The following is a 12,119-nucleotide window of genomic DNA, read 5'->3' as shown; positions in this document are numbered from 1 at the left end:
ACGCTGTTGCATAGGCACATATTCCACTACTCGCTCGGGCACGTACACGCGCTCCACAGGATAAGCCGGGTAATACTCACGGCCGTAACCGTGACCATGATGGTGGTGCCGATGATGGCGATGCTCGCCCCAATCGTCGTCGGCCAAAGCCACTGACGAAACCAACAAACCGATCAACATGATTTTTGTCATTCTGAACATATACAACTCCTTGTTGGGAAATTATTCAGTTGCGGGAAATTCTAGGGAGGCCGCCTTAAAACAGAATTAAGGGCAGATTATGATCGGATTAAGAATATTGCCCTGCTGGTTCGGGCCTTACGGGCAGAAAAGACGAGCGACAAACCGAAGAGACCGCCGCCGAAATGCCCTCCAAGTAAGGGTCTCCGGGCAGACGACACAGTATGCCTTGTCATATTTTTGTCACGCACCGGCTCTATACTGAACCAATGTTTTTTGCGCTTATGTGAGGAGTTTGTTGTGTTCAATCGAATTAGAGAAATGCTTTCGCGAGGCAGCATCGCCAATAAAATCGACAGCGAAGAGTTTCCGATGGGCTCCGAACATGTCTTGCCGGCGGAAATGCTTCAGTTGTTGTCCGGAAAATCTCGACCGACTCACGCTGACATGAATCAGGGCAAAGTTCGGTTAATTCTGGATGAGCACGAGTTGGCGCTGAGCTATTAAACTAACCCCCTCTCCACGCTGGAGAGGGTTGGGGTGAGGGGATAAAAAAATCAATATCCTATTGTTTAATATGTCTTCATCCTAACCTTCTCCTTTATGCCCAATGGGTATTTATGCCCAGTGGGTATTTATGCCCGGTGGGTACGGAGGGAGAAGGAACACAACCTACGGGCATCTTTTACGGCAGCCTAATGATGGTGGGGTTAGGGAGAAAACGCTATTAGCCCCTGATTATTTCGGCTCGACAACTTGAACCGGCGACTTTTTCCAAAGCCCGCCGCCGGCAAAACAATTCCAACCCCAGCGCAGCCAATTCAACAAGGCTGCGGCCATCCACAAAGACCAAGCCAGCATTAAAATCCGGTACGCCAGCAAAGGCAGGCTGACTACCGTGGCAATGGCCAACTGCGGGCTATTGCGATCCTGATACCAATTCAGCAAAGTTGCCGAGGATTGATTCCCGGCTATCTGCATATCCGGACTACCCAGCAAACCTTGCTCGACCGCAATCGCTATCAGCAACAAGGACAACAGCGTCAAACCCGCCAAGCCGATCTGCGCCAGATTGAACCAGCGCGGCCGTTCCGGCGCATGCCCAGCGCGGAAACCCAATGCAAACAACCAGCCCACCACCAAAAATGCTGCGGCAATATGCAATTGGCTCAAGCCGATGAGCAGCAAAAACCACTGCCAATGTTTTAACGGCGTAATACTCAGCTTACCCAAGCCCAGCGCCAATAAGGCCAGCACTATCAATAAGCCCCAGATCAACGCGGCCGGCCCAAACTTCGGACCAAAGGTCCACAGCAGCCAGCGCTCTTGCGGCATCAGCAATTGAATGCGGCTGTTAACGCTGGCAATGCCGAGATCGACCAGCGGTGTGCGCAACAGCAAACCCGGTTCTTTGGCCGTTTGCCAATTCAGCACGATTTGCTGGGTGCCGGGGTGTATCGGCAAACTCACCAGCGCGCCTTGCTGACGAATCGGCTGACTCACGCCATCTATCGTCACGCTTTGCAATTCCGCCTGCGCCGGTAGTTTCACGGGGTGTTGTCCACCTTTGGAACTGCGGATGCTCAAGGTCAATTCCACCGTTTCGCTACGCTGTCCGGGTTTGACCGTCAATTCGCTGCTATCGATGGTCAAAGTCGCACCGGCCACCGCTTGCGGACGGCTGATAGTCAGATTGACCCGCTCGCCCGGCCAAGGCCGCCATTCCGGCAGCCATTGTCCCTGCCCATCCTGATGATGCACCACCGCAATGCCGTCGGCCTGCAAATGCCAGATCGGACTGACATCGGCGCGCCACACCTCGTGCCATTGCGGCGTATCGGCGGCCTGCAATACCAACTGCTCGGTTTTTGCCAGCGCAGACTCCCATTCCAGGGTCGCCTGGCCGGCCGCCATGTTGACTAATACTTTTCCGTCCTTGACTCGTACCTGCTGACTGGTGACCGCTTCGCCCGGCAACAAAGGTAATTCCAACAACACCGGGCTAAGTGCGCCGGCCAATTGTTCGACACGGGTGGTCACGCGCCAGTCCAAGCCCAAATGCAAGGTTCTTTCCACCCTTACAAAGGCCGGCAAGGCAGTTTGTTGCAGCCTATTTTTCGGCCCATTATCGAGTTGCAATCGGCTGAACTCCAATTGCGGTCCAACCTTGCCGTCTTCGTACAAACCGTCCACCCGCCAACCGTCGGCATTGACGCCGGCATGTTGCGGCGGCAATGGTAACGGTAAACTGAATTTATCCTGCGCGGCATAACTGCCCTGCATCGCCACCTTGTGTACGCCTTGCGTCACCATCAACCACAAACTGCCGTCATCCTGCCGGATCAAGGCTTGCGCCTCGCCGCCATCGACGCTGACCTGCTCCGGAAACCATTGCTCGAGCTGAGCCGGCAGCGGTACCGCCAGATCCTGTTGTGCATGCAATTGCAATTCGATGCGCAGCAGCTCCGGCTTAACCAAAAATTGCATGTCGGCTATCTGCGCGCAGTTGGGCAGACATTGCGGTGCTTGCAGCAAGCGGGTTTTCAATTGCTCCAGCATTGGCGCATCGGGCAGATCGGCATAGGCTTTTTTGCTGGGCGACATCAACAGCGGCAGCAGCAACAGACAGGTCAAACTCGGCAAGGACAAGCGCCAGTTGCTGGCGATAGCACCGAGCATTTTCAAAACCAATACCGCCACCAGCACAGCCTGGGCAAAGTGCAGCCACATCATCATAAACGGCGACAAATACCACAGCCGGATTTGCTGCCCGCTATCGACCGCGCCATTCCAGCTTAAATGCACGCTGTGCCAAGCCCACTGCGGCAAACCCGGACCGGTTTGCAGATTGGCTTCGGGGTCGATACGTTGCAAACTGCTGGCACTGCCACCGTAGGGCGGGGCAGGGGGAGCTATCGACTTTTTAAACACCCTGCGTTCCGCATCGGCGGACTCACTCATTTCCGGCGCCATTAACTCATCCGTCATCTGCTCAACTTGCATCGCCATCGGCGCTGCCGCACTCGCCATCGCATGCAGGCGTTGAATGGGCTGCCCCGGCAGCTCCAGCTGCGGGTAAATTCCGATACGAATCTGGTCTATCATGAACGGAATCGTCAGCATCAGCAACGCCAGCCAGCTGACGTTGCGATACCATTTCAACCATTGCCAAAAGCTACCCGCCGGTAACACCCGCAGCAAAGCCGACACCGCCAGCACATTCAGCCAAATCAAGCGCGGCGCGTCAGTCTCATGCCAAATCAGCGCCAAACTCAGCAAGGCAAATGCGCCCCATTGCGGCGACCACAGCCGCCCCACCGCCAATGCGGCGATCAAGACCAAAAACAAGTCCAGTAAAGTCCAGCGGTTCAACCAGCTATTCGGCACATTATCTACGCCACTGGCCGCCAGCAAACGCCAGCCGGGCGGGATGTTGAGCTCGGCCTGCACCTGTTGAAAACGTTGTTGCCAGCCGCTGGCGCTGAGGACATTCAAATCGGCTTCGATCCGGCTATCGGCATTGAGTCGGATAGTGCCGCGCCGGACTTCGACTCCCTGGCTGCCATCGGCCAACTGGGTAATCAATTGACTCTGACCATCCAGTTGCACCTGACCCAACCCAAGCTCAGGCAGTGCATTTAAACGCCAGTCGCGGCTCATGCTGCCGGTGATGTTATCGCTGACCGTGTAACCGCCGCCCTCGAAATCCAGCCACAGCGTGCGATTCAATATGAGTTGATTCGGCTCGGGTTCCGGGTCGCCTCGGCGGGTTACCTTAATCGCCATGCTCTCGCCTTGCTTTATCTGATACGTGGGCAGATGCCGCCATTCGGCGGGCAGATTGGTTTGACTGCCGTCTATCGCGGTCAAATTCTTGATCTCCACCAAGCGCAAGGCAGGCATGGCCTGGAACGCCCACAACTCGTCGGCAGGCCAGTTCTCATCTTTTATAGTCAAATCCAGTTGCGTCAAAGCTTGCGGGTGCCGGCCATGAATATCGATGCTCCAGCGCCCCGGCCGCACTTGCACTAACAATCGCCCGTTACCGTCCAGACGAGCGGGCAATGGGCTATTCAGTGCCACCGGGATAAAGTTAGGCAACAAGGCATAAGGAAACTCGATTTCCCGCGCCTTGCCGGACACTTCCAAATCCAGACGCGTGATGACCTGCAGCGGCACCTCGTCCAGCACTTGCCGGAATACTTGCAGGTCCAGCCTATCCTGCTCCCGATCAGCAGTATTGCCGTTCTCGGTATTCAGCCACAACGCACCTTGTTTGATTTGCGGATAAGCCACCGGCTTATCGTTGACGCTGAGCTGAATCAGGCCACTGGCCTCGGGCAGGGCTAATTGTTCCGGCAAACTTTCCCAGAGAAATTCGCCGCTAATCTGGTAACGGCCGGCCGGTAATTGCAGAGCCGGCTTACCGTCTTTTTCCACGACCGGCTGGGTTTGTTTGTTGACTAAGACGGCTTGCGGCCAATGTTGGGTGTCACCCGGCAAGATAATCCAATCCTTGCGGTAAACGGTCCAGTCCGCGATAAAGCTGCCACGCCTGGCTTGTAAATTCAGGTGCAGCGCACCCGGCCAGGCGCAATGCTTTTGCTGAAAATCGTCGAAGAAAAACGGGCAACGGTATTGGGTTTCATCGGCCAACACCCAGTTGACCCAGGGCTTTAGCGGTTCCGGAACATCTTGCATGTCCAAAGCCCTTGCTGTCTGCAAAGACGCCTGTCCAAGCAATAACCACAACACAAAAACGACGCGTCCCATAATATCCTCCCATTTCAAACCGTTAATTTTTTGCCGGGTTATTGGCGTTGGCGATGGGTTTCGCTTTGCTCTACCCATCCTACAAGTCTAATTTTATGTAATTCCGTAGGATGGGTAGAGCGCAGCGAAACCCATCATCAAACAACTATTCCAATTCCAAATCACTTTCCAATCCTGCGACTCCACCCCAATCCATTGGCAAAATCCCTTGATTTACAAATTGATGAAACGACGAATAAGGCCAATCTGCAACAACTGCGACATGACCGTGTTTCACCGGATTGAAATGAATGTAATCCACGTGCCGGGCAAAGTCGTTATCGTCTTTTATACGGTGCTCCCAAAATCGTCTTTGCCAAATTCCTCGCTCATTTTTAAGCATACGGCTGTTGGAAATTTTTTCACCTCTTTCGAAATGCCTGGAAAACGCGGACTTGATCTGTCGCCAACGCAAACTGAAATCATCGTCACCATCAGGTAAAGTCCAGATGGCATGCAGATGTTCCGGCAACACGACAATAGCTTCTATTGTAAACGGATGTTTTTGTTTAACCGTACGCAAGGATAGGCGCAAAACTTCAATATGATCCGTCAGAAGTGTTTGGCTTCTATCAGCCAGATTTACCGTGAAGAAATAAGTGCCACCTTGGACTCGATGACGTCGGTATTCAGTCATGGTTAGCCTATTAAGAAGTTAACGATGGGTTTCGCTACGCTCTACCCATGCTACGGAATTACATAAAATTAGACTTGTAGGATGGGTAGAGCAACGCGAAACCAATCCTACAATCTCTATTTTTATTAATTCGTAAACAATCCTGATCTAAAGCTGTGTTTATTCGCTATTTGCAATAGAATACAAACCATCCCCTTTTCAACAGCTAGCTCTCCGGAGAATTTGACATGACTGATAAAAAAGTGACGTTAAAACAGGATGACCAGGACCGCGTTATCGAATTACCGGTCACGCCAGGTACCATGGGCCCGTCCGTCATCGATATTCGTTCCTTGTACGCGCAGACCGGCCATTTTACTTATGACCCCGGTTTCACCTCCACCGCCAGCTGCACTTCAAAAATCACCTTTATCGACGGCGACGCCGGCGTGCTGTTGTATCGGGGCTATCCCATCGAACAACTGGCGGAAAAATGCGATTTTCTGGAAGTCTGTTATCTACTGCTGAACGGCGACCTGCCCAACGGCTCGGAAATGAAAGGCTTCGTCACCACTATCAGCCAGCATGTCATGGTACACGAACAGCTGATTAAATTTTACAGCGGATTCCGCCGCGACGCGCATCCGATGGCGGTATTGGTGGGTGTAGTCGGCGCGCTGTCGGCGTTTTATCACGAAGTAATGGACATCACCTGCAAGGAAGACCGCTATATCTCGGCCATCCGTCTGATCGCGAAAATGCCGACCATGGTGGCGATGTGCTACAAATACAGCATCGGCATGCCGTTTATCTACCCCAAACGCAAGTTGGGCTACGCCGAAAACTTCATGCGCATGATGCACGGCGACGCCGGCGAAGACTATCTGGCCAACCCGGTTTTGGTTAGAGCGCTGGATAGAATCCTGATCCTGCACGCCGACCACGAACAAAATGCTTCCACGTCCACCGTACGTCTGGCGGGCTCCAGCGGCGCCAACCCCTATGCCTGCGTGGCGGCCGGTATCGCCTGCCTGTGGGGCGCTGCGCATGGCGGTGCCAACGAGGCGGTGTTGAACATGCTGGAAGAAATCGGCGATGTGTCGAAAATTGGCGAGTATGTCGCCAGAGCCAAGGATAAAAACGACCCGTTCCGCTTGATGGGTTTTGGCCACCGGGTGTACAAAAACTACGATCCGCGCGCCAAATTGATGCGGCAAACCTGCCACGAAGTGCTGGACGAATTGAATCTGAACGACGACCGCCTGTTCAAACTGGCGATGGAATTGGAACGGATTGCGTTGGAAGACCCGTACTTCGTCGAGAAAAAACTCTACCCCAACGTGGACTTTTATTCCGGTATCGTCCTGCGCGCGCTGGGCATCCCCACCGAAATGTTCACTGCGATCTTTGCCCTGGCCCGTTCAGTGGGTTGGATAGCCCAATGGGACGAAATGATCTCCGATCCTGAATTGAAAATCGGCCGTCCGCGCCAGTTGTATAAAGGTGTAACGACCAGGGATGTAAAATCGATTTCTAATCGGTGATAGGGCAAATGCTTATAAGCTACCCCCCTCTCTTAATGGAGAGGGGGGAGCAGAATCTATTAACCCGGCCCCTAAATTCCCTTTGGTCGTCATTCCCGCGAAACCAGGAATCTATTGTAGCAACTGGGCTCCCGCTTTCGCGGGAGTGACTATATTAGTTAATAATAAGGAAATACTTTTTGATTCTCCCCAGTCCTAATCGTCTACTTGAGAAGACTGTCTTAAAGGAGAGCGTGGCGTAAGTCTCGATATTGGTCCGAATGCCGACTTTGATTGACAAGCCGACTTAAGACTAAACAATTTTAGCCGCACAGCGGTTTAATTTGGCCCGAAGCCAGACTTCAAAATCAAGCTTCAACAGCTTAAACGTGCGTTGAAACGCGTGGCTTAATTGGCCGAGCCGGATAACCCACACAAACCATTCCTGCTGGCATGTCGTCCAGTACAGTACTTCTTGCTCCAACAACCGCACACTTACCAATAGTAATGCCCGGGGCAATGAAAACATCGGTCGCTATCCAAACTTCATCTTCAATCACTATCTTACGCTGATAAATGTCGAAAGTTTCTTTTGTGTAATCGTGAGAAGCAGTACATAAATATGACTTTTGAGAAATAACGGCGTTTTTACCTATTTCAATTTCACCTAACGTATAAAGCTCCACGTCATCTCCAATCCATGAGTTATCGCCTATGGTTAATTTCCATGGATAAGTAACTTTCGCGGATGGTCTGATGATTACGTTTTTTCCAATTTTTGCTCCAAATAAACGCAACAAAAACCGCCTCCAGCCATATAAAAACTGTGGAGAACGAGCAAAAAAAACAGATTGAACGATCCACCAGATTTGCACAATAACAGCGTGTTTTGCGCGGAAATTTTTAGGCAAGACGAACTGACTTAGACGCTGCGCCACGGTATATTTTTTAGTAATTGAGAATTCCAGTTCGAGGCGGATTTACACCAACACAAATATTTTCGTCCCATGAAAGTAAACACCGCAACCTCAGGCAAGACGCAACCGCTAATAATTGGTAGTTATAAAGCGACAGCTCCAAAATAGCGAATAAAACTCGTACGTATACTGCGTATATAATGCTTAACTTAGACTTTTATCATCCCTCTCAAAATAAATCTAATATTTAATGCGATTTTAATTTGGCGGCGAATTCTGATTAAGTGCGTAATCACGATGACCGACAGATGGACGTCTACGACAAACGTACTTTAATGGCACGCAGAGGGCTATTTTAGCAACCAACCCCACGCAACTGAATACCAATATACAAAACATAACCATTCCCCCAATCTGTGACCATCTGTGAAAGATCAAGGCCTTATGGAATAATCGTGCTATGCTTAAACCGGATACAACGGAAATAAGGAGCTAGGCATGATCTTGATCGCGTTGAGAAACCGCAAACTATCGTCAACCAAATTATTCTTACACCCCCAAAACCGCTTACACGGGAAGCCTTCTCCCAATCACCCCTCTTACAGGTATATCGGCAAATTGCTATCTTTACTAGCGGGGTTACTAAGTTTCACAGAGAGCCAGGCATTCCAAACTATCACAGTGGAACCGCAAGTACAATACAACGTTTCACGCTATGAAGACATCAAGTTGATGCGCAGTTATTTTCAAGAGGCCTCATTGGAAAACCCTATTTCCAAAGGCCCCATGAAAAGATTGGCGCCACTTGGTATTTCCAAAGCAAGAATACTGAATGTTGAATCGCCAAACAGTCTCAGTATTGACCCAACCACCAAACAGTTCCGTTTCAGCTTTTCTAGCCGATTGCCCTTGGTGCTAGAGAACTGTAAGTCCAACAATCTAATTCCCCATATCGGCGTCGCTCAAGTTCAGCAAAATAGCATCGCTACTGGCGTGGTTAACGGGAGGCATTATGGCGTCGCGGATTGGACTGCATATGAAGCGTATGCCTATGCCTTTTTGAAATTTGTAACTATCGACAATGGCTTTTCCGAAGCTGATTTTGAAGTAGCCAATGAGCCAGATACTACAGGGTCGGCTTGGCTATTTGCGGAAAAACTGGGAAATTCATCCAAAAGAGCCATGGCAGAATACTTAAAAGTCTACGCCGCATGGTCTAATGCGACCAATAAGCTATCAAAAGAGCATCCAGAGTTAAAAATTAGGCTTGGCGGGCCAGGTATGACCACTTTTTCTTTTGGCGGATTCGGGACAATCAACTGGGCTGAACAATTCCTGAAAGGCGTTGTGGCGCAGAAGTCTCGCTTGGATTTCTTTTCTTTTCATTTTTACGGCAACGTCCAACCCCTAATGGGCCTTCCTTATTTCGGCAGATACCCAACCATCGACGATCTTGCTGACTTTCTCCACACTCAACTCAATGACTTAGGCTTAACCGATGTGCCAATAAACTTTTCCGAATGGGGCCCAAGTTTTGAAACGCGCAACATCCCTAAAGCGTTAATTAACGGAAACAATATCGGAGCCGCCTGGACAGCCCGTTTCGTGCTTGATGCAGCCGAAAACAACATTGACGAAGGAGCATTGCTCACATTCATGGATCATCAGAGTGCTAATGATTCAGGCGAGCTGGAAAACATGTGGGGATGGCCCAGCCTACTACATTCCAACGGAATAACGCCAAAGGCACTCAATAATGTGGCAACCATGCTAAGCAGACTACCCGGCAAACGAGTTTTAACCTCGCCGGTAAGGCAAGGGTCTGTCGGCGCTATCGCTAGCTCGGACAAATCGAAAGTAGGAGTAATGGTATTTAACCAAAACTGGGATTTCATAAACGTCAAGGAACTAGCACCAGCCGAGCAAGCGCGGATAACCATAAAAAAACTGCCTTTTACCGCGTCAAAAGTCAATGTATTTAAATCCGTGATGGACGAAACACGCGCCAACCCCTATTTTATTCATTTGAATAAGAATTTAAGTAGATGGCAAATATTAGATGCCACAGGACTTAGATCGACAAGAATGCAACAAATCCCGGTAATTAACGGATCAGTCACATTACCGGACGCCGATTTAGCCCCCTCATCCGTGACATTATGGGAAATAACTCCCGCAAATTAAGCCGCTTGATTCAATCTGATATTCAACCGAACGTCAAGGGGCTGCGCGCTTCTATAAAATCGCCAGCCTCTTAGTGATCAGAATATTTTATGAAACGCGGCTAACTTAATTGAGCACCCGCAGGGCGCGGAAGACTCCAGCACTCTATCGGAACAAAGGCAGAATCCCACATTGAGAACAAAGGGCTATTCGATTCGCTTACTCGCAGACCCTAATACCAGCATCTCACAAGCTAACTGCTCCAACTCTAAGCCAACAGTTAATTAATCAGCCAATTTTTCAACCAATCTACTTAATATCCGATCTTTTCTAAGATTATCCAGAGCAAACTGGCGGGCCACTTTATTGTAGATTCCGGATTTTATGGGCGGTAAACTGGACAACATCGAACTTAACGATTCCGCCAATACTTCGGCATTTTCCGGCTCAATACGTTTCGCTATGCCTGGGTATTTTTCACATAAAAGCCCAAGCTCGGTATTTGCTTCTGCAGTTAACACACAATTTCCGCCAACGGCAAGAATAGCCGTTAATTTGGAAGGCAAAACTGCATCCGCGGCCCCTTTTTTTTGCACCACCAGATGAATATCTGCAAGCGCCATCAGATCGGGCAACTCTTGGTAGGATTGCAAAGGGAAAAACTTCAGATTACTCAATTGAAGTTGATCGGCCAATTGCATTAACTCGCTTTGAGCAGCACCTGCGCCCACCATTACAAACAACAAATTCGGCTGACTCTCTAATTCCTTGGCGGCGCGTAAAACTATTTCCAGACCCTGTTTTTTACCCATGTTCCCAGAATAAAGTACAACTCGAGTGGTATTCAAAATATTCCAGCGAAGCCTGAACAAACTGGGATTTCCAGACGGCGTCAGAAAATCAGTATCCACCCAATTGGGGAAATAAAATAACTTTTCGTTCCCATCGATTTTCTGCTCTGCATTATGTAGCATGCTATACGAAATACTGGAAACGATATCGAACCTGCGCATACACCAGCGTTCAATCGTCTTTGCCAAGCGGGCAGTCCAACCGGCTTTTCCCATCCCCAAGCCCAACATCGCATCTAATTCAAAATCCTGAATATGCAACATTGAACGACTTCCGCGTAATTTACTAAACAACAAGGCGCCTGGGACGCAAAAGAAAGTTGGCTCTATGCAAATAACTGCATCCGGCTTCCAAGCCCACTGCCTAAATATCAACGGAAAACTTGAACACGCAAAACTAACTAAATGCAACAATCGAGTTAGGGTAACCGGCTGTTTAGGCACAAACAAAGGGCAACGGTATACTCTAACACCACCTATAATCTCTGTTCGATATTGCCAACTCCCATAACCGCTGCCAATGCGCCATTCAGGATAATAAGGAGGAGCGCATACCACCCTGATATCATGTCCGTTTGCCGCCAACCATTCACACATTTCGCCGGAATATTTGCCAATTCCGGTAAGTTCCGGAGCGTAATTGAGCCCGTAAAGGAGAATTTTCATTTGAGCATTCTATTAGAAAACAGAGTCAATTATAGCCCCGGTATATTTTTGTCCATATTGATGGAAAAACTTAATCTCTCAGACCAATAGCCATCAACAATATCTTGATATCTCATAAATTTAAAAAACACCACCCTCATAATTTGAACCCTGTCAACTTTTCAAGACGCGATATCTTTTCCTGATTTGTAATTGCTCCGTCTAAAACTCGCTCAGCTTCAAGATACTTAAGATCTACCAAACATCTATACCACAAGCCCTGCATAAAGTGATAAGCGAAACCTTCGACGCCATCCAAAAAGCCAAGCCTTAAAAAATATCTATAAAAAAAATAATATAGGGGTCTTATAAACAAAGGCAAACGATTATAAAATCTCTCTTTAATTATTCG

7 protein-coding genes and 2 pseudogenes are annotated in these 12,119 nt (G+C 49.5%); 3 read left to right on the top strand and 6 right to left on the bottom strand.

The window, feature by feature from the left end; translation table 11 throughout:
- Positions 1 to 201 (bottom strand): annotated as a pseudogene (locus tag NP589_RS20285) (hypothetical protein); the annotation flags it as partial.
- 279 nt (positions 202 to 480) lie between these two features.
- Between NP589_RS20285 and NP589_RS20280 the strand changes: the two are divergent.
- On the top strand, positions 481 to 687 hold the full coding sequence (locus NP589_RS20280) for a hypothetical protein (protein ID WP_256608596.1): 207 nt from the start codon (positions 481 to 483) through the stop codon (positions 685 to 687).
- A gap of 231 nt (positions 688 to 918) precedes the next feature.
- On the opposite strand, the gene NP589_RS20275 is transcribed toward NP589_RS20280, so the two are convergent.
- Positions 919 to 4,953 (bottom strand): hypothetical protein, encoded by a 4,035-nt coding sequence (locus tag NP589_RS20275; protein ID WP_256608595.1) that lies wholly within the window; start codon positions 4,951 to 4,953, stop codon positions 919 to 921.
- 145 nt (positions 4,954 to 5,098) lie between these two features.
- Positions 5,099 to 5,629 (bottom strand): REP-associated tyrosine transposase, encoded by a 531-nt coding sequence (locus NP589_RS20270; protein WP_256608594.1) that lies wholly within the window; start codon positions 5,627 to 5,629, stop codon positions 5,099 to 5,101.
- Between the two features lie 227 nt (positions 5,630 to 5,856).
- Here NP589_RS20270 and gltA point away from each other — a divergent pair, with 227 nt between their 5' ends.
- Positions 5,857 to 7,152: a citrate synthase gene (gene gltA / locus NP589_RS20265; RefSeq protein WP_064008690.1), complete on the top strand. Its 1,296-nt coding sequence runs from the start codon at positions 5,857 to 5,859 to the stop codon at positions 7,150 to 7,152.
- 362 nt (positions 7,153 to 7,514) lie between these two features.
- On the opposite strand, the gene NP589_RS20260 is transcribed toward gltA, so the two are convergent.
- A complete protein-coding gene (locus NP589_RS20260) occupies positions 7,515 to 8,069 on the bottom strand; it encodes a putative colanic acid biosynthesis acetyltransferase (protein ID WP_256608593.1) in 555 nt (184 codons plus the stop codon).
- 477 nt (positions 8,070 to 8,546) lie between these two features.
- Between NP589_RS20260 and NP589_RS20255 the strand changes: the two genes are divergently transcribed.
- Positions 8,547 to 10,232, top strand: coding sequence for a GH39 family glycosyl hydrolase (locus tag NP589_RS20255; RefSeq protein WP_256608592.1), 1,686 nt, complete (start codon positions 8,547 to 8,549; stop codon positions 10,230 to 10,232).
- A 263-nt stretch (positions 10,233 to 10,495) separates the two neighbouring features.
- Here NP589_RS20255 and NP589_RS20250 read toward each other — a convergent pair whose 3' ends face one another.
- Together NP589_RS20250 and NP589_RS20245 are read right to left on the bottom strand one after the other, a co-directional pair.
- Positions 10,496 to 11,728 carry a glycosyltransferase WbuB gene (locus tag NP589_RS20250; RefSeq protein ID WP_256608591.1) on the bottom strand — a complete coding sequence of 411 codons (1,233 nt, stop codon included), beginning with the start codon at positions 11,726 to 11,728 and terminating at the stop codon, positions 10,496 to 10,498.
- A 136-nt stretch (positions 11,729 to 11,864) separates the two neighbouring features.
- Positions 11,865 to 12,119, bottom strand: a pseudogene (locus NP589_RS20245) (glycosyltransferase family 2 protein); the annotation flags it as partial.

The organism is Methylomonas rosea (assembly GCF_024505055.1).
GTDB classification, from domain to species: Bacteria; Pseudomonadota; Gammaproteobacteria; order Methylococcales; family Methylomonadaceae; genus Methylomonas; species Methylomonas rosea.
Note: the sequence above shows the minus strand (reverse complement) of the source record. Positions and strands in the feature narration are given on the sequence as shown.

Excerpts from the sequence above, each read along its gene's own strand:
- NP589_RS20275 (WP_256608595.1), bottom strand. The coding sequence starts at position 4,953 with ATGGGACGCGTCGTTTTTGTGTTGTGGTTATTGCTTGGACAGGCGTCT.
- NP589_RS20255 (WP_256608592.1), top strand. The coding sequence starts at position 8,547 with ATGATCTTGATCGCGTTGAGAAACCGCAAACTATCGTCAACCAAATTA.
- gltA (WP_064008690.1), top strand. The coding sequence starts at position 5,857 with ATGACTGATAAAAAAGTGACGTTAAAACAGGATGACCAGGACCGCGTT.
- NP589_RS20270 (WP_256608594.1), bottom strand. The coding sequence starts at position 5,629 with ATGACTGAATACCGACGTCATCGAGTCCAAGGTGGCACTTATTTCTTC.
- NP589_RS20250 (WP_256608591.1), bottom strand. The coding sequence starts at position 11,728 with ATGAAAATTCTCCTTTACGGGCTCAATTACGCTCCGGAACTTACCGGA.